We start from the raw sequence: 25,451 nt of genomic DNA on the forward strand, positions 1-25,451 counted from the left end.
GGTCGAGCGACCGGGGGGTGCTGGCGCTCTTCCGTGCTGACGACTCCGTCACGGGGGAATACTCCCCTCCTCGGCCGCCATTGTTCACCATGCCGGCCCGGTAGCGCATCTCCGGGCGCCGATCTGCCGTCATCGGGTGCCGCTCCTCACGTATTCGCGGTACGTCCTAGGAGGCTAGCCTCCCTTTCTGTCCTGGCGCCGGCGGCTCTCGGGTGCCCTTTCGAGCTGAGAGCGGAAACGACTCACGGCGGCGCGTCGACCCACCGCCGGCCACGTCCCACCCGGCATCCCGGACGCGGTCCTGCGTGAGTCGTTACTGCTATCAGCTCGAAAGGGCATCCGGCGAACAGCACCGCCAGGTGCCGGCACGCCCGGCACGATCCGGTCCGGTCCGGTCCGGTGCGGTGCGGTGCGGTGCGGACGGGGGCCCTCAGCGGGCGGGCAGCAGCGGGTCGGTGAACGCCCACCCGGCGGCGAGCAGATCCTCGACCGCGGCGACGGCGGTGGCCAGCCGCTCCTCGTGCGTGCCGCGCAGCTCGACCACCGGCACCCCGCTGGCGGCCAGCTCCACGCGGAACCGCCCGGTCATCCACGCCCGCAGGTGTTCCCCGTCGCGCAGGCCGTCGTCGGCGAAGGGCACCCCCACGTGGTCGGTGAGCAGATAGAGCGCCGGGCGGCGGGCGGCGGCCCGGACCTCGGCCGACGACGACCCCAGGTAGCGCTCCTCCCAGAGCGCGGTGGCCCGGGCGTCGGTGTCGCAGCACAACAGCGGGCCGCTGACCCGTGCCGCGGCGTCCTCGGCGGCCTGCTGCTCGCGTACCACCTCGACGAAGTCGTCCCGGTCCCAGGTGACGTCGAAGACGGTCGCGTCCGGTCGGGAGCGGCGCAGCGTGGCGAGTTTGCGGGCGGTCAGCTCACGGCCGTACTCGGGCACCCAGGCGGTGCGGAAGCGCTCGGCGAGCGCCCGCGTCATGGTCGTGGTGCCGGTGGACTCCGCGCCGACCACCACGACGCGGCGGACCAGCCACGCCCGCACCGGCGCGCTCAGCCACCGCCAGTGCGCCGCCGGGTCCGCGCGCACCGCGGTGCCGGAGACCGGCACCGTCCGCCGCTGCGGATCCACGTCGACCGCGACCGCGCCGAACCGGCGGGCCAGTTCCCCGCCGTACGCCTCGGAGGAGAAGACGGCGTCCACCGACTCGCCGCCCAGCGCGTCGGCGAACACCGCGCAGTGCAGGTCCCAGACCGCCGGGTCGGCGTAGTCGACCGGATGGTCGTCGTGCCGGCCGACGAACCGCACCCACGGCGTGCCGGCGTGCACCTCGCGCAGCCAGGCCAACCGCAGGTCCAGCGGGATCGACTCACGCCGGGACGGCGCCACCACCACGGTCACCGCCGCACAGCGGGCCGCGGCGGCCTCGACGAGCGCGTGGTGCCCCGCGTGCGGCGGATAGAACTTGCCGACCACCAGGCCGTGCCGGAACCGGCGCGGGCCCGCCCCGGTCGGACTCACGCGGCCACCGGTGCCGGGCCGGGCGGCACCGGCGTGGCCGCCGCGCGCCGGCGCAGGTCCGCCCGCCAGGACCGCAACCCCACCACGCAGAGGGCCAGGAAGATCAGGTACAGGCCGCCGGTCAGCCACAGCCCCTTGTACGCGTAGAGCGGGATGTAGATCAGGTCGGCGGCGATCCACAGCCACCAGCTCTCCACCAGCTTGCGGGTCTGGCCGTAGGTGGCCAGCAGCGACAACGCGGTGGTGACCGCGTCGGCCAGCGGGACGGTCGAGTCGGTGGCCCGGTCCAGCAGCGCCCACAGCCCGGCGGTGAGCAGCAGACCGGCCAGGCCCAGCGCCCACCACTCCCGCCGCCCGGTGCGGGCCACCGTGAGCCGGCTGCGCCGGGCCCCGCCGAACAGCCAGTGCCACCAGCCGTAGATCCCGAGCACCACGTAGACGAGTTGCAGGCCGGCGTCGGCGTACAGGCCGGCGGTCCAGAACAGCACCATCAGCAGCAGCACGTTGGCGATGCCGACCGCCCAGTTCGCGATGTGCTGGCGGGCGACCAACCAGACGTTGACCACGCCGGTGCCGAAGCCGAGCAGCTCCGCCCAGGTGGTGCCGGCGCCGAACACGGTGAACGCGGTGCCGGTGAGCCAGTCGAGCATGTGGGTGTCCCTCCCCCGCCGCCGGTGCCACGGTGGAGGCCGGTGCCTTGGTGGAGACGCGGCCCGCCGGAGCGCCCCCGGAGCGTACCGGGGGTGGCCGGGCATGGGAGGCTTCGGGCATGGTTCTTGAGGTCGCGCTGATCGACGTGACGCCCGGACAAGAGGACGACTTCGCCGCCGCCTACGCGCGGGCCCGGCCGATCCTCGCCGAGGCGCAGGGGTGCCGCTCGGTGCGGATGACCCGCGGGGTGGAGTCGCCCACCCGGTTCGTGCTGCTGGTCGAGTGGGACTCGGTGGAGGCGCACGACGTGAACTTCCGGCAGACCGAACGCTTCGGGCGGTGGCGCGGGCTGATCGGCCCGTACTTCGCCGGTCCGCCGCTGGTCGAGCACTTCGTCGACGTGCCGGCCTGAACTGTCGTACCCCACGCGTAGCCTGCGCGCGACGCGCGGTCACCGGTCCCGACGGGCAACGGGGGCGCCGGGCCCGGTGGGCGCGCGGCGGCCCCGTTTCAGCCCGGTGGGCGCGCGGCGCCCCTCACCCCGGCTCGCGCGCGTCGCGGGGCCGGGGCACCGGCGCGGGGCCGAGCCGTCGGGCCAGCAGCTCGGCCGTCGCGTCCTCCGGCAGCGCCGCCGCGAGCAGCCGCTGGATCACCTGCTCGTAGCGGGCCACGTCCGCCTCGCCGACCAGGCGCAGGTCGGTGGTGAGCGTCTCCACCAGCACGGTGCGGGGGTCGTCCGGGTCCGGATAGGCGTAGTAGGAGAACGGCGCCAGCGGGTGCAGGTCGTCGCCGGACGAGGCGTCCCGCGGCAGCACCCGGACCGTGACGTGCGACCGCTCGGCCAGCGCCAGCAGATGCCGTAGTTGCTCCCGCCACACCTCCGCCGGCAGGCTGCCCGGCTCGCAGGCCCGCTCGTCGATCAGCGCGGTGTAGTGCGGCGGGTCCGGCCGGACCAGCAGTTCCTGGCGTACCGCCCGGGCGCGGACGTCGGCATCCACGTCCACCTCGTCGGCGACCGACGCGCCGGCCGACACCCGCAGCCGGGCGTACGCCGGGGTCTGCAACAGGCCGGGCACGAACGCCGGCTGGTATTCCACGATGCGCTCGGCGCCGGCCTCCAACTCCGCGTACGCCCGCTGCCGCTCGCCCATCTCGCCCAGCGCCTTGGACCAGCCACGCCCGGTGGCGGCGTCACGCGCGATGACGATCAGATCGTCGCGCTGGTGCGGCGGCACCGCGTAGACATCGAGCAGGTCGAGGACGTCGGCCAGGTCGGGCCGGCTCTGCCCCAGCTCGATGCGGGACAACTTCGACGTGGACGCCCAACCGAGCCGGGCGCAGACCTGCTCGAGCGTCAGTGACTCACGGCGGCGCAGCCGGCGCAGCTCGACGCCGAGCCGCACCCGCCGGACGACCGGACTTGCTGACATCGGCATGCGCTCCTCCCAGGGTGGGAGCGTACGCATGACCATCACACACGGCAATACCTCGCTTGCGCAGAGCAACAGACACCGGGGTCGGTCAGGGACGGTACGTGCCGAACGACCAGACCATGCCGACCAGGTCACGGGCGGCGTAGTCGCGGGAGCCGTAGTCGGTGTCGAACGGCGACCGGACGATTTCCGCGCCGGCCGCGCGGGCCCGCTCGTGATGCGCGTCCACGTCGTCGACCGCCAGGTAGACGCGGTAGTCGTCGTCGGCCGGGCGGCTCGCCGGTGCGGGCCCCGGCCCGATCATGACGAGGCCGTCGCCGTGACCGAGCTGGGCGTGGCGCACCGCGCCGTCGGGCCCGGAGTGCAGCTCGTGGACCGTGAGACCGAACGCCGACCGGAGGAAGTCGACAGCGGCGTGGACGTCGGGGTACCGGAGGACCGGGTAGATGCTTCGCATGGCACCAGCCTGCCGCGCGCCGGTCAGCCCGGATAGGACGGATGTGATCCAGCCGTTCGCCGGGCCAGCACCGCCGGCGTGGCCCCGGCGAACGCCTGGAACTCCCGGATCAGATGCGACTGGTCGTAGTAGCCCCAGCGGGCCGCCCGCTCCGCCCAACCCGCCCCGCCCGCACCGACGCCCGGCGCGGTGGGCACCGTGCGGCCCAGACCGGCGTACGCCCGCTGGAAGCGCAGGAGCCGGGCCACGGTGCTCGGCGGCAGCCCGAACTCCTGACGGAACCGGACCGCCAGGTGACGACGGGACCAGCCGATCTCGTCGGCCAGCGCGGCGACGCCGACCGCTCCCCCGCTGACGTCGAGCCGCCGCCACACCGCCCGCAGCCGACCGTCGACCGGGTCGGTGGCCGCCAGCCGGGCGGCGAGGGCGGCGTCGAGCCGGGCGAAGCGCTCCGCCCAGCCGGCCGCGCCGGCCAGCACGTCCCGCAGGTCGGTCAGCCAGCCGGCGACCCGGTCGACCGGGACCACCCGGTTGGCCAGCTCGCCGAGCGGCAGCCCGAGCACCCGGCGCGCCGCCGGGGCGGTCAGGACCACCTGCACGCCGACTCCCGTGCCAGCGGTACGGGTGGCGCACCAACCGTCGAACGGGCCGGCCAGGAACGCGTTGCCGGACGTGCCGCGGCCGGTCGCCCGGGGATCGCGCACGTCGAGCGGGTCGCCCCAGCCCAGGATCAGCACCACGAACGCGCCGGCCACCTCGCGGCGCACCAGCGGCGCCGGCGCGTCCTCCCGATAGCCGAGGTACCGGTCCACCCAGGGACGCAGCCGCACGTCGGGACGCCCGACGACCGCCTCGGTCAGCATCCCGCCCTCCCGGCCGGCAGGCCGCTCACCGCACCCCGGCCGCGTCCATCCCGCGCAACTCCTTCTTGAGGTCGGCGACCTCGTCGCGGATCCGCGCCGCCAGCTCGAACTGGAGCTCCCGGGCGGCGGCCAGCATCTGGTCGTTGAGCTCCTGGATGAGGTTGGCCAGATCGGCCCGGGCCATCCCCTCCCGGGACGGGGTCGCCGCGCCGCCCCGGCCCCCCCGGCTGCGGGTCTCCTTGACCGGCGCCTTGCCCCGGGACAGCTGCCGCGCGGCGCCGCCGACGGTGGTGGCCTCGGTGTCCTCCGCCTCGCGGTAGATGTCGTCGAGGATGTCGTGGATCTTCTTGCGCAGCGGCTCGGGGCTGATGCCGTGGGCCTCGTTGTGCGCGATCTGCTTGGCCCGACGCCGGTCCGTCTCCTCGATCGCTGACGCCATGGACGGGGTGATCTTGTCGGCGTACATGTGGACCTGGCCGGAGACGTTCCGGGCCGCGCGGCCGATGGTCTGGATCAGCGACCGGCCGCTGCGCAGGAAGCCCTCCTTGTCGGCGTCGAGGATCGCCACCAGCGAGACCTCGGGCAGGTCGAGGCCCTCCCGGAGCAGGTTGATGCCGACCAGCACGTCGTAGTCGCCCTTGCGCAGCTCACTCAGCAGCTCGACCCGGCGCAGCGTGTCCACCTCGGAGTGCAGGTAGCGCACCCGGATGCCGTTCTCCAGCAGGTAGTCGGAGAGGTCCTCCGCCATCTTCTTGGTCAGCGTGGTGACCAGCACCCGCTCGTCACGCTCGGTGCGCAGCTTGATCTCGTGCATGAGGTCGTCGATCTGCCCCTTGGTCGGCTTCACCACCACCTCGGGGTCGATCAGACCGGTGGGCCGGATCACCTGCTCGACGAACTCGCCCTGGGCCTGCTCCAGCTCCCACGGGCCCGGGGTGGCGGAGAGGAAGACCGACTGGCCCACCCGTTCCAGGTATTCGTCGAAGCGCAGCGGCCGGTTGTCGGCGGCGCTGGGCAGCCGGAAGCCGTGGTCGATAAGCATCCGCTTGCGGGAGGCGTCGCCCTCGTACATGCCGCCGATCTGCGGGATGGTGACGTGTGACTCGTCGACCACGGTGAGGAAGTCGTCGGGGAAGTAGTCGAGCAGGCAGTGCGGCGGGCTGCCGGGCAGCCGGCCGTCCATGTGCATCGAGTAGTTCTCGATGCCGGAGCAGAAGCCGACCTGACGCATCATCTCGATGTCGTAGGTGGTGCGCATGCGCAGTCGCTGCGCCTCCAGCAGCTTGCCCTGCCGCTCCAGCTCGGCCAGCCGCTCGGCCAGCTCGGCCTCGATGTCGCGGATCGCCCGCTCCATCCGCTCCGGGCCGGCGGCGTAGTGCGTGGCCGGGAAGATCACCAGGCTGTCGACCTCCCGGACCACGTCCCCGGTCAACGGGTTGAGGTAGTAGAGCTTCTCGATCTCGTCGCCGAACAGCTCGATCCGGACGGCGAGTTCCTCGTACGCCGGGATGATCTCCAGCGTGTCGCCGCGGACCCGGAACGTGCCGCGTTGGAAGGCCATGTCGTTGCGGGTGTACTGGATGTCGACCAGCCGGCGCAGCAACTGGTCCCGGTCGAGTTCCTGCCCCACCTTGGCCCGCACCGCGCGGTCGAGGTATTCCTCCGGCGTGCCGAGGCCGTAGATCGCCGACACGGTGGCCACCACGATGACGTCGCGTCGGGTGAGCAGCGACATGGTCGCCGAGTGCCGCAGCCGCTCCACCTCCTCGTTGATCGAGGAGTCCTTCTCGATGTAGGTGTCGGTCTGCGGGATGTAGGCCTCGGGCTGGTAGTAGTCGTAGTAGGAGACGAAGTATTCCACCGCGTTGTGCGGCAGCAGCTCGCCGAACTCCTTGGCGAGCTGGGCGGCGAGCGTCTTGTTGGGGGCGAGCACCAGCGTGGGCCGTTGGAGCCGCTCGACCAGCCACGCCGTGGTGGCGCTCTTGCCGGTGCCGGTCGCGCCCAGCAGCACCGTGTTGCGGTCGCCGCGACGCACGCGACGCTCAAGATCGTCGATGGCTGCCGGCTGGTCGCCGGCCGGCTGGAACTCGCTGACCACCTGGAAGCGGCCGTCGAGCCGGGGAATGTCGAGCGCCATGCCACCAACGGTACGCCCGCGGTCCGACACTTCCCCGCCGACCACGGGCCGTCCCTGACCGGCTTCGATATTCCCATTGTGTGGCTCATCTCACCGGACTACCCTCGTACCGTAGGCCGCTCGCGGCGGCCGACCGGGCCGGTGGCCGCCTCCCTCGCGGGGGCCCGGCCGCCCCCGGCGCCGAAGGCCGCAGCACCCGGGACGACCGGCGTGCGCGCCCATGGTGGTCGCGCCGAGAGGCGCTCACCGGCCGCCGCGAGCGCCCCTGCGTCGTTACCCGTGACCCCGCAGCCGCGCCCCGCAGCCGCGTTGTCCCCTCGTGGAGCCCTCTCCCGACCGCCGGACGCGCCGTGACCGCGCCCCCGGCACCGGCGCGTCCGCCCCGCCGCCGGAGCCGGGCCGGCCGCCCGCACCGCCGGCCCGCCGGCCGCCCGCACCGCCGCGCCCGCACCGGGCCACCGCGCGCGGCAACGCCGACCAGCACGTGCCCCGCGAGCCCGGCCGAGGCCACCGCCGATCCCGCACCAGTGCCCCGACCCGGCCCGCCACCACGGCCGGCCGCCGGCGGCGCGGCGGCGCCGCGACCGGCCCGAGACCGGCCGGCACCGCCCGAGCGGGCGCCGATCCCGCGCTGGACGGGCGGGCGACCCACCGGACCGGCCGACCCGCCGACGCGCCGCGCCGGCCTCCCTCACCCCCTCCCCGACCCCTCCCCGCCGAAGCGCGCAGATTCACGGAAAGTGCGGCCATCCGACCCGGAATGAGCACGCTTTCCGTGAATCTGGGGGCGCGGGGGCGGGGCGGGGCGGGGCGGGGCGGGGCGGGAGGGGCGGGGCGGGGCGGGGGTCAGGGGTGCCATCCGGTCTGGGCGGCCCAGTCCTCGGCGCGCAGGTGCTCCTCGTCGAACCAGGGGTCGGTGAGCGTGCCGTGCTCCGCGCTGTCCGGCGCGGCAGCCGCCAGGTCCCGCTTCACCTGGAGGTACGCGGCCCGGCGCGCCGGGTCCGCGCGGAGGTGGTCGCGCATCAGCAGCGCGTACCGCCAGCCGGCCGAGCCGGCCACCCGCAGGTGCAGCAGCACCGGGCGACCCGGGTCCGCGCCGCCGTGCAGCCGCTTCACCCACTGCACCCGGTCGGGGCGACGCGGCGCGTCCCACCACTCGCCGGGCAGCCGGGGGAAGCCCGCCTCGGCCAGCCGGTCGGCGAGCGGACCGTCCGCCTCCGCCAGCGAAGGGACGGTGAGCTGGATGTCGATGACGTCCGGCGCGGCCAGGCCGGGCACGGCGGTGGAGCCGACGTGGTCGACCCGGAGGTCGCCACCGGCCGCGTGGTGGATCCGCGCGGCCAGCCGGGCGTACTGGGCGGGCCACGTCGGATCCGGCCCGGTCGTCGACGGCTCGGTCAACGTCGACGGCTCGGCCTGGACTGCGTGCCGCTCGCGGACGTTGCGCTCGTAGGGCAGCAACCGGTCCCGCCAGAGGTCGTCCACCGCGTCGTGCAGGTCGGTCAGCGTGCCGTCGTTGGTGAGCAGCACGTCCGCCACCGCCGCCCGGCGGGCGTCATCGGCCTGCGCGGCGATCCGCCGCTCGGCCTCGGCCGGGTCCATGCCCCGGTCCCGGGACAACCGCGCCAGCCGGGTCGGCACCGCCGTCTGCACCACCAGCACCAGGTGGTACGTGGGTGCGAGCCCGACCTCGACCAGCAGTGGCACGTCGTTGACCACCACCGCGTCGGCGGGCGCGGCGGCGACCAGCGCGGCGGCCCGCGCCCGGACCCGGGGGTGGGTGATCGCCTCCAGCCGGCGGCGGGCGGTCTCGTCGGCGAAGACCAGCGCGCCCAGCGCGGCCCGGTCCAGCGAGCCGTCCGGGCCCAGGACCCGGTCGGAGAACGCGGCGACCACCTCGGCCAGCCCTTCGGTGCCGGGCGCGACCACCTCGCGGGCGATCCGGTCCGAGTCGACGACCACCGCGCCGAGCGCGGCGAGGCGGGCCGCCACCGCGCTCTTGCCGGATCCGATCCCGCCCGTCAGCCCCACCTTCAGCATCCGGACAGTCAACCGGATCACCGGACACATGCCAAACAGGCCGCCGCTTCCAAGCCGGCCGGGACGGTACGCGAGCGGCGTCCGCACGTGTCCACGACGCGGGCCCCGCCCCCGGCGCTCCGCTGGTGCGGAACGCGGGGACGGGGCCCGTCGTCAGAGGCAGCCGCTGGTGCGTCCGGGTGGACGAACCGGCGTCAGCGACCGGTCACTTGCCGCCGGCGAGCTTCTCCCGCAGTGCGGCGAGCGCCTCGTCGGTGGCCAGCGTGCCGGCCGGCTCCTCGGCCTGACGGCTCGGGGCCGACGAGGTCGAGGTGGTGGTGCTGGTGGCCGGCGGAGCCGGGTTGGCAGCGGCCTCGGCGTCGGCGGCGCGGGAGGTCTGCACCTGCTTGGTGTGGGCCTCCCAGCGCTGACGCGCCTCGGCGTACTGGTTCTCCCAGGTCTCGCGCTGCTTGTCGTAGCCCTCGAGCCACTCGCCCGTCTCCGGGTCGAAGCCCTCCGGGTAGATGTAGTTGCCCTCGTTGTCGTACGTCGCGGCCATGCCGTAGAGGGTCGGGTCGAAGTGCTCCTCGCCCTCGACGAAGCCCTCGTTGGCCTGCTTGAGCGACAGCGAGATCCGGCGGCGCTCCAGGTCGATGTCGATGACCTTGACCATGACCTCGGAGCCGACCTGCACGACCTGCTCCGGGATCTCCACGTGGCGCTCGGCCAGCTCGGAGATGTGGACCAGGCCCTCGATGCCGTCGTCCACCCGGACGAACGCGCCGAACGGCACCAGCTTGGTGACCTTACCCGGCACGATCTGCTGGATCGCGTGGGTGCGGGCGAACTGACGCCACGGGTCCTCCTGGGTCGCCTTCAGCGACAGCGAGACCCGCTCGCGGTCCAGGTCGACGTCCAGGACCTCGACCTCGACCTCCTGGCCCACCTCGACGACCTCGGACGGGTGGTCGATGTGCTTCCAGGACAGCTCGGAGACGTGCACGAGGCCGTCCACGCCGCCCAGGTCGACGAACGCGCCGAAGTTGACGATCGAGGAGACGACGCCCTTGCGGACCTGCCCCTTCTGGAGCTTGTTGAGGAACTCGGTGCGCACCTCGGACTGCGTCTGCTCCAGCCAGGCCCGGCGGGACAGAACCACGTTGTTGCGGTTCTTGTCCAGCTCGATGATCTTGGCTTCGAGCTCGCGGCCGACGTACGGCTGGAGGTCACGCACCCGCCGCATCTCGACAAGCGACGCGGGCAGGAAGCCGCGCAGGCCGATGTCGAGGATGAGACCACCCTTGACGACCTCGATGACCGAGCCGCGGACGACACCGTCCTCGTCCTTGATCTTCTCGATCGTGCCCCAGGCCCGCTCGTACTGCGCCCGCTTCTTGGAGAGGATCAGCCGACCCTCCTTGTCCTCCTTCTGGAGGACGAGGGCCTCGATGTGGTCGCCGACCGAAACAACCTCGGCCGGGTCCACGTCGTGCTTGATCGACAGCTCCCGAGAGGGGATCACGCCCTCGGTCTTGTAGCCGATGTCGAGCAGGACCTCGTCCCGATCGACCTTGACGACGGTGCCTTCGACAATGTCGCCGTCGTTGAAGTACTTGATGGTCTCGTCGATAGCGGCGAGGAATGCTTCCTCAGAGCCGAGATCGTCGTGCGTGACCTTGTTGGCGCTCGAGGTGGCCTCGATGCTGCTCGTCATGTGGGCGGTTGCTCCGGTCGGATGGGTTGTCACAGCGGGCATGGGTGTCGCGGTGACTCTTCCGCGCCAGCGGATCCGTCGCCGGGCACACCGAACGATCGACGCAAGAAGATCATTAGTGGCTCCGGTGACCGCACACCTGCTCCCTGCCGAGGCACACGATCCGCGAGCGCATCGTCTAGCCTACCCGCTGTATTACCACAGCGTGCAAGCCCTCCCGGGTCCGTGCGACCTCATCCGCTGCGAAAGCGGAGATTTCGCGCGGTAAGGGGCCACTCCTGTCTCGTCCGTCACATCCGCCCCGCCCGCAACACGCCGGCCCGCCCGCGACGCGGCGCCTGACCGGCCCTAGCGTGGACTCCGTGGACGACGACAGGGTGACCCGCCGGCGGGTCGGGGCCGCCGAGATCCGCCGGGCCAACCGCGGCTGGTGGGACACCGACGCCGACGCCTACCAGGCCGAGCACGGCACGTTCCTCGGTGACGTCGACTTCGTCTGGTGCCCGGAAGGGCTGCGCGAGGCCGACGCGCGACTGCTCGGCGACGTCACCGGCCGCCGGATCCTCGAACTCGGCGCCGGCGCGGCCGCCGCCGCCCGCTGGCTCGCCGCCCAGGGCGCCCGGCCGGTCGCGTTGGACCTCTCCGCCGGCATGTTGCGGCACGCCGCCGACGCCGCCGACCGCAGCGGGGTACGCGTGCCGCTGGTCCAGGCCGACGCGCTGGCGTTGCCCTTCGGTGACGCCGCCTTCGACACGGTCTGCACCGCGTTCGGCGCGATCCCGTTCGTCGACGACTCGGCGGCGGCGATGCGTGAGGTGGCCCGGGTGCTGCGCCCCGGCGGCCGGTGGGTCTTCTCGGTCACCCACCCGATGCGTTGGATCTTCCTCGACGACCCGGGCGAGGGCGGGCTGACCGCCGTGCACTCGTACTTCGACCGCTCCCCCTACGTCGAGCAGGACGCGCGCGGCGTGGCCACCTACGTCGAGCAGCACCGCACGCTGGGCGACCGCATCCGGGAACTGGTCGGCGCCGGGTTCCGCCTGCTCGACCTGGTGGAGCCGGAGTGGCCGGCCGACCACGAGGGGATCTGGGGCCAGTGGAGCCCGCTGCGCGGCCGGCTCTTCCCCGGCACCGCCATCTTCGTGACGGAGAAGCCGGCGACCTGAGCGCGCGTCCCACCGCGGTCCGACCCGGGCCCGGTTCCCCGGCGGTACGCCCGCCGCATGAGCGCCGAGCCCGTCCCGACATCACCTGGCCCCTGGTGTCCGGACCCGATGCGGCAGCAGCGTGCGGACTACACGCGGGACGACCTGCTCACCCTGCCGGACGACGCCCCCCGCGTCGAACTTGTCGACGGAGTCATCCAGCCCTGGGCCACCAGACCACCTCCAGCCTGCTGTGGCTCTGGCTGCGATCCCACTCGCCGGCGCACCTGCGGGCATCCCAGGCCGTCGGAGTCGGGCTCAGTCCGAACACCAGCCGGCACCCGGGTGTGCTGCTCCACCACGCCGGACTACCCACCGACCGGTCCCGCCTGCGACCGACCGACGTCGTGCTGGCCGTGGAGATCGTCTCGACCGGCACCCGGCGGGTGGACCGGTTCGCCAAGCCGGGCGAGTACGCCGCCGCCGGCATCCCGTTCTACTGGCGGATCGAGCAGGACCCGGTGCACCTGTACGCGTACCGCCTCGGTGACCGGATCGGCCCCGGCGGCGAGCGCCAGTACGAGCTGGTGGCCGACGGCAGCGAGGTGGTCGAGTTGACCGAGCCGTTCGACATCAAGCTGCCGGTCGCCGAGATCCGGCCCTGACCGCACCGTTACTCGGTCCGGCGGGCGGGTAACCGCCGGCATGGCCGAGAAGGAGTTCCGCGCCGGCGACCACGTCTCCTGGGCCAGCCACAGCGGGCGGGCGTACGGCGTGGTCAAGGAGAAGCTGACCGAGCGCACCCACGTCCGCGGGCATCCGGTGCTCGCCTCGCCGGAGCAGCCGCAGTACCGGATCACCAACGACGACTCCGGCCGCGACGTCGCCCATCGACCGGAGGTGCTCCGCGATGAGTCGCAGTGAGGACCCGCAGCAGACGTACCGCGAGTTCACCGACGCGGTGAACATGAAACCCGCCGAGCTGACCCGCTGGCTGGAGACCGACGAGTCCAAGCACGTCGGCTGGCACAAGCCGGGCACCAAGGGCGGCGAATCGGTCGGGCACGACTCCGGCCGCCGGATCGTGGACCTGCTGCGCCGCAAGCGCGACCAGCTCACCGCCGCCGACTACAAGCACATGCGCAAGGTGGTCGGCTACGTGCACCGGCACCTGGCCCAGCGCCCGTCCGGCGACGTCCGCGACACGAGGTGGCGCTGGTCGCTGATGAACTGGGGGCACGACCCGCTCAAGGGCTGAGCCCGCGACCGAACTCCCTGGTCGACTTGGGCGCTGGCGGCACGGGACGACCCGAAGAGGTCAGTGGTCGGCGCTGTTCCAGTCGCGGCCCTCGCCGACCGACACCTCCAGCGGCACCGACAGCGGGTACGCCGCGCCCATCTCCTTGCGCACCAGCGCCTCCAGCGCCTCCCGCTCCCCCGGGGCGACCTCGAAGACCAGCTCGTCGTGCACCTGGAGCAGCATCCGGGAACGCAGCCCGGCGTCGCGCAGCGCGCTGTCGACGTGCAGCATGGCGACCTTGATGATGTCGGCCGCCGAGCCCTGGATCGGGGCGTTGAGCGCCATCCGCTCGGCCATCTCCCGGCGTTGCCGGTTGTCGCTGACCAGGTCGGGCAGGTAGCGACGGCGACCGAGGATGGTGGAGGTGTAACCGTCCTGCCGGGCCCGGGCCACCACCTCGTGGAGGTAGTCGCGGACGCCACCGAACCCGGCGAAGTAGTTCTCCATCAGCCCGCGGGCCTCCTCGGCGGAGATGCCGAGCTGCTGGGACAGGCCGAACGCGCTCAACCCGTACGCCAGGCCGTAGTTCATCGCCTTGATCTTGCGGCGCTGGTCGGCGGTGACGTCGCCGACCTCGACGGTGAAGACCGAGGAGGCGGTCGCGGCGTGGAAGTCGTGCCCGGAGTTGAACGCCTCGACAAGTGCCTCGTCGGCGGACAGGTGCGCCATGATCCGCATCTCGATCTGGCTGTAGTCGGCGGTGAGCAGGCATTCGTAGCCCTCGCCGACCACGAACGCGCGCCGGATCCGCCGCCCCTCCTCGGTGCGGATGGGGATGTTCTGGAGGTTCGGCTCGGTGGACGACAGTCGCCCGGTCGCGGCCACCGTCTGGTTGAACGTGGTGTGGATCCGGCCGTCGTCGGAGACGGACTTGAGCAGCCCGTCGACCGTCGACTTGAGCTTGGCGACGTCGCGGTGGCGCAGCAGGTGGTGCAGCAGCGGGTGCTCGGTCTGCGCGTAGAGCCACTGGAGGGCGTCGGCGTCGGTGGTGTAGCCGGTCTTGATCCGCTTCGTCTTGGGCAGCGCCAGCTCGGTGAAGAGGATCTCCTGCAACTGCTTCGGCGAGCCCAGGTTGAACTCCCGGCCGACCACCGCGTACGCGCTCTGCGCGGCGGCCTTCACCTCGGCGGCGAAGTGCGCCTCCAGCTCGGACAGGTAGACGGTGTCGGCGGCGATGCCGGTGCGTTCCATGGCGGCGAGCACCCGCATCAGCGGCAGCTCCACCTCGGCCATCAGCCGGGCGGACTGCTCGCCGTCCCGGGACAGCTCGGCGTCGATCGCGTCGGCCAGGTCGAGCGTGGCCCGGGCCTGGAGCATCAGGTTCTGCTCGGCCGCGTCCTCGTCGCCGAACCCGTCCAGGGTGAGCTGGCCCGTCTCCGGCGCGTCGACGCGCAGCTCCCGGTGCAGGTATCGCAGCGCCAGGTCGGTGAGATCGTAGGAACGCTGATCGGGACGGGCCAGGTAGGCGGCGATCTGGGTGTCGCGGGCGATCCCCCGCAGCTCCCAGCCGTGCGCGGCGAACGCCAGCACCGCCGGCTTGCTGTCGTGCAGCACCTTGGGCCGCCCGGCGTCGGCCAGCCAGCCGGCCAGCGCGGCCTCGTCGTCGGCGGCCAGCCGGCTCGGATCGAACCAGGCGCCCGCGCCGTCGGTGGTGGCCAGCGCCATCCCGGTCACGGTCGCGGTGTGCCGGCGGTTGGGCCCGGTGTCGAGCGTGGCCGCCAGGCCGACCGACGTGCCGGCCGGGGCGTGCGTGCCGAGCCAGCCGGCGAGCGCGCCCGGCTCGGTCAGCACCTCGCCGGCCAGCTCGAAGCCGGCCTCGGCCTCCGGCTCGACGGCTTCGAGATACTGGTAGAGCCGGTCGCGCAGGATGCGGAACTGGAGCGTGTCGAACACCTGGTGCACGGCCTCGCGGTCCCAGCCCTGCCAGCGGGCGTCCTCGGGACGCACCGGCAGCTCCAGGTCGGTGACCAGGCAGTTGATCTCGTAGTTGCGGATCACGTCGGCGAGTCGCTCGCGCAGGCTGTCGCCCGCCTTGCCCTTGATCTCGTCGGCGCGCGCCACCACGCCCTCGACCCCGTCGTACAGGTTGATCCACTTGGCCGCGGTCTTCGGGCCGACACCGGGCACGCCGGGCAGGTTGTCGCTGGTCTCGCCGACCAACGCGGCCAGGTCGCGGTAGCGGCCGGGGGTGACGCCGTACTTCGCCTCGACCGCCGCCGGGTCCATCCGGGCCAGGTCGGAGACGCCCTTGCGCGGGTAGAGCACGGTGACCTGGTCGCCGACGAGCTGGAACGCGTCCCGGTCGCCGGTGGTGATCAACACGTCCATGCCCTGGTCGCGGGCCTGGCAGGCGAGCGTGGCGATGACGTCGTCGGCCTCGTAGCCCTCCTTCTCGACCACCGGCACCCGCAGTGCGGCGAGGACCTCCTTGACCAGGCTGACCTGGCCCTTGAAGTCGGTCGGGGTCTCGCTGCGACCGGCCTTGTATTCGGAGTACCTCTCCGTGCGGAAGGAGCGGCGGGAGACGTCGAACGCCACCACGATGTGGGTCGGCTGCTCGTCGCGCAACACGTTGATCAACATCGAGGTGAAGCCGTAGACGGCGTTGGTCGGCTGCCCCGTGGTGGTGGAGAAGTTTTCCACCGGCAGGGCGAAGAACGCCCGGTATGCCAGGGAGTGTCCGTCGACGAGGAGCAGGCGCGGCGTCGTAGCTGTCACGGCAGCGACTCTAGTCCGTGACCCCGACATCCCCGGCACCAGCGGCCCCCACGGATCGCTACCGGACCGCTACGGTATGGAGATCAATCGATGGTATTCACAAGGAGGACCCGATGCGACGATGGAGTGTCCGAATCCTGGCACCGGTGCTCGCCACGGCCGGCATGGTGGCCGCGTTCAGCGCGCCGGCTTTCGCCGTGTGGGTCAACGGTGGGGTCTACTCGACCCAGTCGAAGTGCATCTCGGTCGGGCAGTCCCGGGTCAGCAGCGGCACCTACCAGACGTACGTCTGCGAGTCGCAGAGCCCCGGCTGGCTGCTCCGGGGCTACGTGAACTGACCGGAGGGGTCCGGTGCGGCGCACGCCGCACCGGACCCGTCAGAGCACCTTGGCCAGGAACGCCTGGGTCCGCTCGTGCTTCGGCGCGGAGATCACCTCGCGGGGGTCGCCCTGCTCGACGACCACCCCGCCGTCCATGAAGACCAGGTGGTCGCCGACCTCCCGGGCGAAGCCGATCTCGTGGGTGACCACGATCATCGTCATGCCGTCGCGGGCCAGGTCCTTCATCGTGTCCAGCACCTCGCCCACCAGCTCCGGGTCGAGCGCGCTGGTCGGCTCGTCGAAGAGCATCAGCTTCGGCCGCATGGCCAGCGCCCGGGCGATCGCCACCCGCTGCTGCTGGCCGCCGGAGAGCTGACCCGGGTACGCGCCGAGCTTGTCGCCCAGCCCCACCCGCTCCAGCAACTGCGCGGCGTGCTCCCGGGCCTGCGTCTTCTTCGCCTGCCGCAGCAGCAGCGGCGCCTCCATGACGTTCTGCAACACGGTCATGTGCGGGAACAGGTTGAACCGCTGGAACACCATGCCGATCGCCCGGCGCTGCGCGGCCACCTCCTTGTCCCGCATCTCGTGCAGCTTCCCGCCGCGCTCCCGGTAGCCGATCAGGTCGCCGTCCACCCAGATCCGGCCGGCGTCGATCTTCTCCAGGTGGTTGATGCAGCGCAGGAACGTCGACTTGCCGGAGCCGGACGGCCCGAGCAGGCAGCACACCTCGCCGGCGCGAACCTCCAGGTCGATGCCCTTGAGCACCTCCAGCGGCCCGAACGACTTGTGCACCTGCTCGGCGCGCACCATCAGGTCGGACCCCGCCGTCGGCGCGGTGGCCTGCGTGGGCACGATCAGCTCGGTCATGGTGTCCCCGCCCCTCCGGCGCCGCCTCCACCGGTCTCCGCGGCCAGCGTGCGCAGCCGCGCCCGGGCCCGTTGCGTGGTCCCGTAGCCCTTGCCGAAGTGGCGCTCCAGGAAATACTGCCCGACCAGCAGGATGCTGGTCAGGAACAGGTACCAGAGGCAGGCGGCGACGTACATCGGGAAGATCTGGAACGTCCGCTTGCCGACGGCGTCGAGCTGGAAGAACAGCTCTATGCTGACCGGCACGTAGAGCAGCAACGACGTGTCCTTGAGCATGGCGATGGTCTCGTTGCCGGTCGGCGGGATGATCACCCGCATCGCCTGCGGCAGCACCACCCGGCGCAGCAACTGGCCCCGGCTCAGGCCGAGCGCCTGGGCCGCCTCGGTCTGCCCCGGGTCCACCGACTGGATGCCGGCCCGGACGATCTCCGCCATGTACGCGGCCTCGGAGAGCGCCAACCCGAGCAGGCCGGCCATGAAGCCGGTGAGGATGTCCCGGGAGGAGAACCCGAACAACCGCAGTTGCAGGTTGTCGATGCCGAACAACTGGCCGAGCTGGGTGTCGAACGGCACGCCGAACTCGACCCGGCTCCACAGGATGCCGATGTTGCCGAAGACGGCCAGCAGCACCAGCCGGGGCACGGCCCGGAAGAACCAGGTGTACAGCCAGGCCACGCCGCGCAGGATCGGGTTGTCGGAGAGCCGCATCACCGCGATCACCACGCCGAGCGTGACGCCGATCAGCATCGCGCTGACCGTCATCAGCACGGTGCCGCGCAGCAGCCCCTCGATGATCGGCGGGCGGAACATCTTGTCGACCATGAAGGGCCAGTTGAAGGCCTTGTTGGTCACCAACAGGTGGACGAACATCGCGGTCAGCACGGCGAGCACCGCCACCGCGATCCAGCGTCCCGGGTGCCGCACGGGCACGGCCTTGATCGGTTCCGGCCGTGCCCGTGCGGTTGTCGCTTCCTCGGTGGTCATGTCGTCACGGGTTGATCGCGGGATCCGTGATCGCGCCGTCCCCCACCTTCCACTTGTCGAGCACCTGCTTGTACGAGCCGTCGGTGATCAGTGCCTTGGTGGCGTCGCGCACCGCCTCGGCGAACTGCGCCTGCTCCTTGGCCACCACGTAGCCGTACGGGGCCGCCTCGTACTGCTTGTCCAGCAGCTCCAGGGCGTCCTTGGACTGGGTCACCGCGTACACCCCGACCGGGTAGTCGGCGAGCATCGCGTCGTCCTTGCCGGAGACGACCGCGGCGGTGGCGGCGTCCTGGCCCGGGAACTGGTCGATCGTGATGGCCGGCTTGCCGGCGTCGGTGCAGGTCTTGGAACGCTTCTGGATGTCCTCGACCTGGACCGTGTCCTTCTGCACCGCGATCTTCTTGCCGCAGGCGTTGTCCAGCGCCACCCCGGCCGGGTTGCCCTTCTTGGTCACCCACTGGGTGCCGACCTGGAAGTAGCTGACCATGTTGGCCTGGCCCTTGCGCTCGTCGTTGACGGTGAACGACGAGACGCCGACCTCGTACTTGCCCGAGTTGACGCCGTTGATGATGTCGCCGAACGGCGCCGAGACGAACTCCGCCTTCAGGCCGAGCTTGGCCGCCACGGCGGTGAACAGCTCGACGTCGAAGCCGATGACGGTCTTGCCGTCGGAGTCGAGGAACTCGGCCGGGGCGTACGTGGAGTCGGTGCCGACCACGATCTTGCCGTCGGACTTGATGGCGTCGGGCACCTTGGCGGCCAGCGAGGAATCCGCCGTGGCGGTCACGCTCGCGCCGCCACCGGGCTGCTCGGTCTGCTCCTCCTCACCGCAGGCGGCGAGGGAGAGCAGGAGGACGGCCGCGCCGGCGACGCCGAGCGCCGCCCGACGGCGAGGGCTGGGGTGGAACATGGGGTACTCCTTTTGCGAGGGGGGCGTCGGTCAGGCCACGCCGAGGTAGGCCTCTTTGACCGAGGGGTCGTGCAGCAGGTCGGCGCCGGTGCCGCTCTTGACGATCCGGCCGGTCTCCAGCACGTACGCCCGGTGCGCGCGGGCCAGGGCCTGCTGGGCGTTCTGCTCCACCAGCAGGATGGTGGTGCCCTGCTGGTTGATCTCCGTGATGATGGTGAAGATCTGCTGGATGAGCATCGGCGCGAGACCCATCGACGGCTCGTCGAGCAGCAGCAGCTTCGGCCGGCTCATCAGCGCCCGGCCGACCGCGAGCATCTGCTGCTCGCCGCCGGAGAGCGTGCCGCCGGCCTGCTTGCGCCGCTCGGCCAGCCGGGGGAACAGGTCCAGCACCCGCGCCAGGTCCTGCGCGATGCCGGCCCTGTCCCGCCGGGTGTACGCGCCCATGTCGAGGTTCTCCAGCACCGTCATGCCGGGGAAGATGCCCCGGCCCTCGGGCGCCTGGCACAGCCCGCGCCGGACCCGCAGGTCGGCCCGGAGCTTGGAGATGTCCTCACCGGCGAACCTGATGCTGCCGGTGGCGATCGGCCGGATGCCGGAGATCGCCCGCATGGTGGTGGACTTGCCGGCGCCGTTCGCGCCGATCAGCGCGACGATCTCGCCCTCGTCCACGGTCAGGCTGATGCCGTGCAGCGCCTGGATCCGCCCGTAGAGCAGGCTCACGTCCTCGATCTCAAGCAGCATCGTCCGGCACCCCCAGGTACGCCGCGATCACCTTCGGGTTGTCCCGCACCTCGGCGGGCAGCCCCTCGGCGATCTTCTTTCCGAACTCCAGCACCACGATCCGGTCGGTCACGCCCATCACCAGGCGCATGTCGTGCTCGATCAGCAGCACCGTCACGCCGGTGTCGCGGATCTGCCGGATGAGCTGGAGCAACTCCTCCTTCTCCGCCGGGTTGAAGCCGGCGGCCGGCTCGTCCAGGCAGAGCAGCACCGGGTCGGTGGCCAGCGCCCGGGCGATCTCCAGGCGCCGCTGCTCCCCGTACGACAGGTTGCGCGCGAACTCGTGCATCCGGGGCAGGATGCCGACGAACTCCAGCAGGCGCTCGGCCTTCTCCCGACCCTCGCGCTCCTCCCGCCAGTGCCGCGGCAGCCGCAGCAGCGCGGAGATCACACTGGTCTTGTGGTGCACGTCCGCGCCGACCTGGACGTTCTCCAGCGCGGTCATCTCCGGGAAGAGCCGGATGTTCTGGAACGTGCGGGCCATGCCCATCCGGGTGATCTGGTGGCGCTTCTTGCCACTGATCTTCTCGCCCCGGAACCGGATCTGCCCCTCGGTGGGCTGGTAGATGCCGGTCATCGCGTTGAAGCAGGTGGTCTTGCCCGCGCCGTTGGGCCCGATCAGCCCGAGGATCTCGCCCTTGTAGAGCGTGAAGTCCACGTCGTTGAGCGCCACCACACCGCCGAAGCGCAACGTGACGTGGTCGACCTCCAGCAACGGCTCGCGCTTGTCCACCGTCTCGACGGCGGGCGCCGCGGCCTGGGCCGGAACGGCCGGGGTCTGTTCGGTGTCACTCACCGACGATCACCTCCTTGCGACGGTCCTTGAACTCCGCCGCTCGTCGCCGGTTCGGGATGAGGCCCTGCGGCCGGAAGATCATCATCACCACGAGCACCAGACCGAAGAAGAGGAACCGGTACTCGTACAGCTCGACGCCGAACAGCTCGATGCCGCGGAACCGCTCGATCATGTACGCCACCAGGCCGCCGCCGACGATCGCGCCGACGATGTTGCCGGAGCCGCCGAAGATGACCGCGGCCAGGATGATGATCGAGTTGAGCAGCTCGAAGTTCTGCGAGTTGACGAAGTTCTGCTTGCCGGCGAACAACGCGCCGGCCAGGCCGGCGATCGCCGCGCCGGAGGCGAACGCCCACAGCTTGAACTTGAACGTCGGCACACCCATGAGCTGGGCCGCGTCCTCGTCCTCCCGGATCGAGATCCAGGCCCGACCGACCCGGCTGTGGGTCAGGTTCCGCACCCCGATCACCACCAGGATGATCAGCGTGAGCACCAGCCAGTAGTAGGGGCGGGCGTCGAGCACACCGAAGAACGGCTTGCCGTCGGCGTACTTGCCGGGCGGGTGCGGGATCTGGTTGAAGCCCCGCTGCCCCTTGAGGAACTCGGAGCTGACCGCCGCGATCCGGATCATCTCGGCGAAGCCGAGCGTCACCAGCGCCAGGTAGTCGCCGCGCAACCGCAGCGTCGGCGTACCCAGCATGACGCCGGAGACCATGGTCAGGGCGATCGCGATCGGCACCACCAGCAGCCACGGCCACAGCGTCTTGACGTTGCTGCTCGGCGACGTCAACACCGCGACCGTGTACGCGCCGACCGCGAAGAAGCCGAAGTAGCCCAGGTCGAGCAGGCCGGCGAAGCCGACCACGATGTTCAGCCCGACCGCCAGCAACACGTAGATCGAGACGGTGAAGAGCACCTGGGTGAAGTTCGCCCCGGGCGTCGGGATCGGCCCGAGGTACTGGTAGAACTCCTTGTTCGGCAACGCGTAGAAGAACACGATCACCGCGGCCAGCAGCACCCAGCGCACCCAGCGCGGAGCGTGGTGCCAGCGGTTCGCGACCGCCTCGCGGCCGTGCCGCAGCCGTACCCCGATCCCCTCCTGCTGCTCCGGGGTCGGCGGATTCACCGTCGTCGTCATGCGCGTGCCCTCCCCAGTGATTCGCCCAGCAGACCGGTCGGCCGGAACATCAGCAGCACGACCAGCACCGCGAACGCGGCGAAGTCCTTCCACTGACTGCCGAACAGGCCCGAGGCGTAGTTCTCCACGACGCCCAGCAGCAGGCCGCCGATCAGCGCGCCGCGGAGGTTGCCGATGCCGCCGAGCACCGCCGCGGTGAACGCCTTGAGGCCCAGCAGGAACCCGACGCTGTAGGTGAGCGTCTGGATCCGGACGTCGTAGAGCAGGCCCGCGACACCGGCCATGGTGCCGCCGGCGATGAAGACCATCAGGATGATCCGGTCCTTGTTGACGCCCATCAGCGCCGCCGTGTTGGCGTCCTGGGCCACCGCCCGGATACCGCGGCCGGTGCGGCTGCGGTTGATGAACTGGTCCAGCGCGAACATCATCACCAACGCCGCGCCGATGGTGAGCAACTGGATGCTGTCGATCGGCACGCCGGCGACGTGGAACAGCGGCTTGGAGCTGACCAGCGACGGCGCGCCCTGGGGCAGGCGTCGGGTGTAGACGCCGAACGCCTCGGAGATCGCGATCGAGGCGCCGATCGCGGTGATGAGGAACGCCAGCGGCGGCGCGTTGCGCTTGCGCAGCGGCCGGTAGGCCACCCGCTCGATCACCGTCGCGGTGCCGGCCGAGGCGATGGCCGCCACGATCATCGCCACCAGCAGATAGAACAGGATCGAGCCGACGCCGCTGACCTGCGAGTCCTGGTCGAGACCGAAGCCGTTCCAGGTCCAGATCGCGGCGAACGCGCCGGCGATGAAGACCTCGGAGTGGGCGAAGTTGATGAGCCTGAGCACGCCGTAGACAAGCGTGTAGCCGAGCGCGACCAGGGCGTAGATCGCGCCCTGCGTCAGGCCGGTCGTGGTGAGTTCCCCGAAGTTGGAGAACAGTCCGTCGAAGTTCAAGGGAGGGACGCTCCGTCGCTGAAGAGAAAAAGGGGGTGCGGCCGGGAGCCAGCTCCCGGCCGCACCCGCGATTCACAACTCAATCGCCAGTCGCAGCGATCGACCGATCAGGACTTGGGGATCTCCTGGTCCGGGACAACCTTGCCGCCCTGCACCTTGAACGCCCAGACCTTGACCTGCGCCGGGTCCAGCTCGCCGCCCTCGACGAACTTGTAGCTGGCCGCCACGCCCTCGCCGCTGTAGCCCTTCACGAACTCCAGCAGGTCGGCGCGGGAGGACTTGCCGGCCTTGATGCCCGCCAGCAGGATGTTCGCCGCGTCGAACGCGGTGTCGCTGTAGGTGCCCGGGTCGGCGCCGTTGAGCGCCTTGTAGTCGGCGGCGAAGGTGCCGCGCGCCTCGGTGGACGGCTGGCAGGGGCAGGTGAGGACGGTGCCCTCGGCAGCCGCCGCGCCGGCGGAGGTGATGTACGCGCCGTCGTTGACGCCGTCACCGGCGACCAGCGGGGCGGTGACGCCGGCAGCGGTGAGCTGCTTGCGGATCAGGCCGGCCTCCTGGTAGTAGCCACCGTAGAAGACCGCCTTGACGTTCGCGGCCTTGACCTTGGTGACCACGCCGGAGAACTCGGTCTGCTTGCCCTCGCCCTGGACCTTGTCGCTGCCCACGACCGCCGGGCCGAGCACCTTCTTGACCTCGTCGGCCAGGCCCGCGCCGTACGCCGACTGGTCGTCGATGACGTAGACCCGGTCGGCCTTCATCACGTTCTTCATGTAGTTGCCGGCGGCCGGGCCCTGGCTGAAGTCGTTGCCGACCGCGCGGAAGAACGTCTTCCAGCCCTGCTCGGCGAGGCTGGGCCGAGTCGCGGAGGGGGTGATGGTGACCAGGCCGGCCTCGCTGAACAGCGGACCGGCGGCCTCCGACTCGCCCGAGTAGGCCGGACCCACCACGCCGAGGATCTTGGCGTCGTCGATCGCCTTCTGGGCCAGACCGGGCGCCTGGTCCGGGCTGCCCTGCGAGTCGAGCTCGGCGAGCTCCACCTTGCAGTCGGCGTTCTCCTTGTTGTACTTGTCGACCGCCAGCTTGACGCCGTTCTTCTCGTTGATGCCCAGCGCGGCCGAGCTACCGGTCAGCGCGCCGAAGAAAGCGATCTTGCTCCCGCAGGCGCTGCCCCCGGACGCTTCGTCGTCGCTGCCGCTGGAACAAGCGGTACCACCGGCGACGAGCGCCAGCATGGCGACCCCGCCGATCACGCGTGCGAGCTTCTGCCTCAAGGCCCGAACCCTCCTCCGTCCATGGTCCGAACCACCCGCTGCTGATTGGCACTTGCGGGGGCGGACGAACCAGACCGTCGTCGCCGGTCTGGGCCGGGACGTTATCCCACCGGCCAGCGATGGCGTAAGACCCGGAAAGCGGGGTTGACCGAACCGTTACACGCCGTGGCGGATTCCCGACGCTTCCCGTAAGAACCGAAGGCGACGCACGGCGTTCACCGAGGTTTCATCGGTAACGGGTCAACCCGCTATCACCCGCTACTCATCGACGGCCGGCAACGCCGCCCACCAGGCACGGGAGCTTTTTCCGTCGTCGGCGACCACAAGCAATCCGGCATCACCGGCGGCCACCGCCAGCGCGGCGTCCCCACGGTCCGGCACCGACGCCGGGACGATCACCGGCCGCCACGACGCGCCACCGTCACCCGAGATCCACAGCCGCCGATCCGCGCCGTCCCCGGTCGCCGCGAGCAGCCGGCCGTCGACGCCCACCAGGCCCGCCACCGACAGCACCCCCGGACCGGCCGCGCCGAACCCGCCCACCCGCTGCCAACCGTCCGACGACCCCGCCGGCGCGCGCCACACCGCGAAGCCGTCCCGGACCGGACCCACCACGGTCGGCGTGCCGTCGCGCGTCACCACCCGCTCCGCCGCCCCGCCGCCCGCCGACACCGGCAGCGCCGACCGCCGCCACGACCGGCCGTCCACCGACGACCAGGCCAACGGCATCAGGGCGGCGCCGCCGGTCGGCAGCAACGACCCCACCACCAGCCAGCCGGAACCCACCGCCACCGCGTCGTACGCCGTCGTCCGGCCCCGGGCATCGCCGGCCAGCTCCGGCACCCCGTCGCGCAGCACGAACCCGCCGGCATCCGGCGACGACCACACCGCCGCCCCGTCGGCGCGCGCCCCGGCGATCAACCAGCCCGCCGGCCCCGCCGCCAGCCGCGCCGCGCTCACCGCGCGCGGCCCGCCGAACAGCTCGAACGCCGCCGGCACCTCCCGCACCGGCCCGCCCGGACGCCACACCCACGTTCCGGTACGCGGATTGCCGTGCACGCCGCCCGTCTTCGCGCCGAGCGCCGCCATTCCGTCGTCGCGGCAGGCCACCGCGTAGAGCACGTGCTGCCGGCCGTAGAACGTCTGCGCCCGCACCGGCAACGCCGACCAACTCAGCCCGTCCGCGCTGGACCAGGCCGCCGGCCGCGTCTCCCCCGCGCCGTCGACCAGCCCGCCGACCGCGTACCAGCGGCTCCCGCAGTGCGCCGCGTCGCGCAGCAGCGGCCGACCCGCGACGCCCGCCGGCACGGGCAACTCGACCGCCCGCCAGGCCGGGCGCACCGGGACCGGATCAGCGGGCCGCTCCGGCGTCGACCGGCAGGCGGCCAGCAGCACCGCCACGCCGGCGACCACGGCGAAGACCGACCTGAGGCGCGGAGAAGGCATGCATCCGATCCTATCGATCGGCAGCCGTCCCGGGCGGGCCGTTCGT

Annotated in this window: 23 protein-coding genes and 1 pseudogene; 6 read left to right on the forward strand and 18 right to left on the reverse strand. The window is 71.8% G+C overall.

Annotated features, from left to right (window positions below; all coding sequences use genetic code 11):
- Positions 1-430 precede the first annotated feature (430 nt).
- Together ACZ6O5_RS21840 and pnuC are read right to left on the reverse strand one after the other, a co-directional pair.
- Complete coding sequence (locus ACZ6O5_RS21840; RefSeq protein WP_465979635.1) at positions 431-1,513, reverse strand: AAA family ATPase; 1,083 nt, start codon at positions 1,511-1,513, stop codon at positions 431-433.
- Positions 1,510-2,163, reverse strand: a complete 654-nt coding sequence (gene pnuC / locus ACZ6O5_RS21845; RefSeq protein WP_281936405.1) for a nicotinamide riboside transporter PnuC — start codon at positions 2,161-2,163, stop codon at positions 1,510-1,512. The genes ACZ6O5_RS21840 and pnuC overlap by 4 nt, the downstream gene beginning before the upstream one ends.
- A gap of 119 nt (positions 2,164-2,282) precedes the next feature.
- Between pnuC and ACZ6O5_RS21850 the strand changes: the two genes are divergently transcribed.
- Positions 2,283-2,576: an antibiotic biosynthesis monooxygenase family protein gene (locus tag ACZ6O5_RS21850; RefSeq protein WP_465979637.1), complete on the forward strand. Its 294-nt coding sequence runs from the start codon at positions 2,283-2,285 to the stop codon at positions 2,574-2,576.
- 124 nt (positions 2,577-2,700) lie between these two features.
- Here the strand turns inward: ACZ6O5_RS21850 and ACZ6O5_RS21855 are convergent, their stop codons facing one another.
- The 6 genes from ACZ6O5_RS21855 to rpsA all read right to left on the reverse strand — a co-directional run bounded on the left by ACZ6O5_RS21855 (position 2,701) and on the right by rpsA (position 10,829).
- Positions 2,701-3,600, reverse strand: a complete 900-nt coding sequence (locus tag ACZ6O5_RS21855; RefSeq protein ID WP_465979639.1) for a DUF5753 domain-containing protein — start codon at positions 3,598-3,600, stop codon at positions 2,701-2,703.
- A gap of 85 nt (positions 3,601-3,685) precedes the next feature.
- Positions 3,686-4,054, reverse strand: a complete 369-nt coding sequence (locus ACZ6O5_RS21860; protein ID WP_465979641.1) for a VOC family protein — start codon at positions 4,052-4,054, stop codon at positions 3,686-3,688.
- Positions 4,055-4,077: 23 nt separating this feature from the next.
- A complete protein-coding gene (locus tag ACZ6O5_RS21865) occupies positions 4,078-4,917 on the reverse strand; it encodes a helix-turn-helix domain-containing protein (RefSeq protein ID WP_465979643.1) in 840 nt (279 codons plus the stop codon).
- 25 nt (positions 4,918-4,942) lie between these two features.
- Positions 4,943-7,054 carry an excinuclease ABC subunit UvrB gene (gene uvrB, locus ACZ6O5_RS21870; RefSeq protein ID WP_431936905.1) on the reverse strand — a complete coding sequence of 704 codons (2,112 nt, stop codon included), beginning with the start codon at positions 7,052-7,054 and terminating at the stop codon, positions 4,943-4,945.
- A gap of 846 nt (positions 7,055-7,900) precedes the next feature.
- Positions 7,901-9,094 carry a dephospho-CoA kinase gene (gene coaE, locus ACZ6O5_RS21875; protein ID WP_465979901.1) on the reverse strand — a complete coding sequence of 398 codons (1,194 nt, stop codon included), beginning with the start codon at positions 9,092-9,094 and terminating at the stop codon, positions 7,901-7,903.
- 205 nt (positions 9,095-9,299) lie between these two features.
- Entirely contained in the window at positions 9,300-10,829 is a 1,530-nt protein-coding gene (gene rpsA / locus ACZ6O5_RS21880) for a 30S ribosomal protein S1 (protein WP_107157503.1), read from the reverse strand.
- Positions 10,830-11,149: 320 nt separating this feature from the next.
- On the opposite strand from rpsA, the gene ACZ6O5_RS21885 reads away from it, so the two are divergent.
- The 4 genes and pseudogenes from ACZ6O5_RS21885 to ACZ6O5_RS21900 form a co-directional block, all read left to right on the forward strand.
- Complete coding sequence (locus ACZ6O5_RS21885) at positions 11,150-11,953, forward strand: class I SAM-dependent methyltransferase (protein WP_405090436.1); 804 nt, start codon at positions 11,150-11,152, stop codon at positions 11,951-11,953.
- 95 nt (positions 11,954-12,048) lie between these two features.
- Positions 12,049-12,597 (forward strand): Uma2 family endonuclease, encoded by a 549-nt coding sequence (locus tag ACZ6O5_RS21890; protein WP_465979646.1) that lies wholly within the window; start codon positions 12,049-12,051, stop codon positions 12,595-12,597.
- A 40-nt stretch (positions 12,598-12,637) separates the two neighbouring features.
- Entirely contained in the window at positions 12,638-12,856 is a 219-nt protein-coding gene (locus ACZ6O5_RS21895) for a hypervirulence associated TUDOR domain-containing protein (protein WP_465979648.1), read from the forward strand.
- Positions 12,843-13,187 (forward strand): annotated as a pseudogene (locus ACZ6O5_RS21900) (DUF3140 domain-containing protein); the annotation flags it as partial. The gene ACZ6O5_RS21895 and the pseudogene ACZ6O5_RS21900, both read left to right, overlap by 14 nt.
- 63 nt (positions 13,188-13,250) lie before the next feature.
- On the opposite strand, the gene polA reads toward ACZ6O5_RS21900, so the two are convergent.
- Positions 13,251-15,950 carry a DNA polymerase I gene (gene polA / locus ACZ6O5_RS21905; protein WP_465979650.1) on the reverse strand — a complete coding sequence of 900 codons (2,700 nt, stop codon included), beginning with the start codon at positions 15,948-15,950 and terminating at the stop codon, positions 13,251-13,253.
- Between the two features lie 113 nt (positions 15,951-16,063).
- On the opposite strand from polA, the gene ACZ6O5_RS21910 reads away from it, so the two are divergent.
- Entirely contained in the window at positions 16,064-16,288 is a 225-nt protein-coding gene (locus ACZ6O5_RS21910; RefSeq protein WP_396771622.1) for a hypothetical protein, read from the forward strand.
- Positions 16,289-16,327: 39 nt separating this feature from the next.
- Here the strand turns inward: ACZ6O5_RS21910 and ACZ6O5_RS21915 are convergent, their stop codons facing one another.
- The 9 genes from ACZ6O5_RS21915 to ACZ6O5_RS21955 all read right to left on the reverse strand — a co-directional run bounded on the left by ACZ6O5_RS21915 (position 16,328) and on the right by ACZ6O5_RS21955 (position 25,405).
- Positions 16,328-17,137, reverse strand: a complete 810-nt coding sequence (locus ACZ6O5_RS21915) for an amino acid ABC transporter ATP-binding protein (RefSeq protein ID WP_465979652.1) — start codon at positions 17,135-17,137, stop codon at positions 16,328-16,330.
- The gene (locus ACZ6O5_RS21920) at positions 17,134-18,120 is read right to left on the reverse strand and encodes an amino acid ABC transporter permease (protein ID WP_465979654.1); all 987 of its coding nucleotides are present in this window, start codon (positions 18,118-18,120) and stop codon (positions 17,134-17,136) included. The genes ACZ6O5_RS21915 and ACZ6O5_RS21920 overlap by 4 nt, the downstream gene beginning before the upstream one ends.
- A 4-nt stretch (positions 18,121-18,124) precedes the next feature.
- On the reverse strand, positions 18,125-19,030 hold the full coding sequence (locus ACZ6O5_RS21925) for an ABC transporter substrate-binding protein (protein ID WP_465979656.1): 906 nt from the start codon (positions 19,028-19,030) through the stop codon (positions 18,125-18,127).
- A 30-nt stretch (positions 19,031-19,060) separates the two neighbouring features.
- Complete coding sequence (locus ACZ6O5_RS21930; protein WP_465979658.1) at positions 19,061-19,771, reverse strand: ABC transporter ATP-binding protein; 711 nt, start codon at positions 19,769-19,771, stop codon at positions 19,061-19,063.
- Entirely contained in the window at positions 19,761-20,606 is an 846-nt protein-coding gene (locus ACZ6O5_RS21935; protein WP_425787839.1) for an ABC transporter ATP-binding protein, read from the reverse strand. Before ACZ6O5_RS21935 ends, ACZ6O5_RS21930 begins: the two co-directional genes overlap by 11 nt.
- A complete protein-coding gene (locus tag ACZ6O5_RS21940; protein ID WP_465979660.1) occupies positions 20,599-21,744 on the reverse strand; it encodes a branched-chain amino acid ABC transporter permease in 1,146 nt (381 codons plus the stop codon). Before ACZ6O5_RS21940 ends, ACZ6O5_RS21935 begins: the two co-directional genes overlap by 8 nt.
- Complete coding sequence (locus ACZ6O5_RS21945) at positions 21,741-22,691, reverse strand: branched-chain amino acid ABC transporter permease (protein ID WP_107157517.1); 951 nt, start codon at positions 22,689-22,691, stop codon at positions 21,741-21,743. The genes ACZ6O5_RS21940 and ACZ6O5_RS21945 overlap by 4 nt, the downstream gene beginning before the upstream one ends.
- Before the next feature lie 107 nt (positions 22,692-22,798).
- Positions 22,799-23,959, reverse strand: a complete 1,161-nt coding sequence (locus ACZ6O5_RS21950; protein ID WP_465979662.1) for a branched-chain amino acid ABC transporter substrate-binding protein — start codon at positions 23,957-23,959, stop codon at positions 22,799-22,801.
- 258 nt (positions 23,960-24,217) lie between these two features.
- On the reverse strand, positions 24,218-25,405 hold the full coding sequence (locus tag ACZ6O5_RS21955; RefSeq protein WP_465979664.1) for a hypothetical protein: 1,188 nt from the start codon (positions 25,403-25,405) through the stop codon (positions 24,218-24,220).
- Positions 25,406-25,451 lie beyond the last annotated feature (46 nt).

This window comes from Micromonospora sp. NPDC049201, assembly GCF_055586805.1.

Bases quoted from the DNA above. Each gene is read 5' to 3' on its own strand.
- ACZ6O5_RS21855 (WP_465979639.1), bottom strand. From the start codon at position 3,600: ATGCCGATGTCAGCAAGTCCGGTCGTCCGGCGGGTGCGGCTCGGCGTC.
- ACZ6O5_RS21860 (WP_465979641.1), bottom strand. From the start codon at position 4,054: ATGCGAAGCATCTACCCGGTCCTCCGGTACCCCGACGTCCACGCCGCT.
- uvrB (WP_431936905.1), bottom strand. From the start codon at position 7,054: ATGGCGCTCGACATTCCCCGGCTCGACGGCCGCTTCCAGGTGGTCAGC.
- ACZ6O5_RS21940 (WP_465979660.1), bottom strand. From the start codon at position 21,744: ATGACGACGACGGTGAATCCGCCGACCCCGGAGCAGCAGGAGGGGATC.
- ACZ6O5_RS21920 (WP_465979654.1), bottom strand. From the start codon at position 18,120: ATGACCACCGAGGAAGCGACAACCGCACGGGCACGGCCGGAACCGATC.
- rpsA (WP_107157503.1), bottom strand. From the start codon at position 10,829: ATGCCCGCTGTGACAACCCATCCGACCGGAGCAACCGCCCACATGACG.
- ACZ6O5_RS21955 (WP_465979664.1), bottom strand. From the start codon at position 25,405: ATGCCTTCTCCGCGCCTCAGGTCGGTCTTCGCCGTGGTCGCCGGCGTG.
- ACZ6O5_RS21925 (WP_465979656.1), bottom strand. From the start codon at position 19,030: ATGTTCCACCCCAGCCCTCGCCGTCGGGCGGCGCTCGGCGTCGCCGGC.
- coaE (WP_465979901.1), bottom strand. From the start codon at position 9,094: ATGCTGAAGGTGGGGCTGACGGGCGGGATCGGATCCGGCAAGAGCGCG.
- ACZ6O5_RS21865 (WP_465979643.1), bottom strand. From the start codon at position 4,917: ATGCTGACCGAGGCGGTCGTCGGGCGTCCCGACGTGCGGCTGCGTCCC.
- pnuC (WP_281936405.1), bottom strand. From the start codon at position 2,163: ATGCTCGACTGGCTCACCGGCACCGCGTTCACCGTGTTCGGCGCCGGC.
- ACZ6O5_RS21895 (WP_465979648.1), top strand. From the start codon at position 12,638: ATGGCCGAGAAGGAGTTCCGCGCCGGCGACCACGTCTCCTGGGCCAGC.
- ACZ6O5_RS21910 (WP_396771622.1), top strand. From the start codon at position 16,064: ATGCGACGATGGAGTGTCCGAATCCTGGCACCGGTGCTCGCCACGGCC.
- ACZ6O5_RS21930 (WP_465979658.1), bottom strand. From the start codon at position 19,771: ATGCTGCTTGAGATCGAGGACGTGAGCCTGCTCTACGGGCGGATCCAG.
- ACZ6O5_RS21915 (WP_465979652.1), bottom strand. From the start codon at position 17,137: ATGACCGAGCTGATCGTGCCCACGCAGGCCACCGCGCCGACGGCGGGG.
- ACZ6O5_RS21850 (WP_465979637.1), top strand. From the start codon at position 2,283: ATGGTTCTTGAGGTCGCGCTGATCGACGTGACGCCCGGACAAGAGGAC.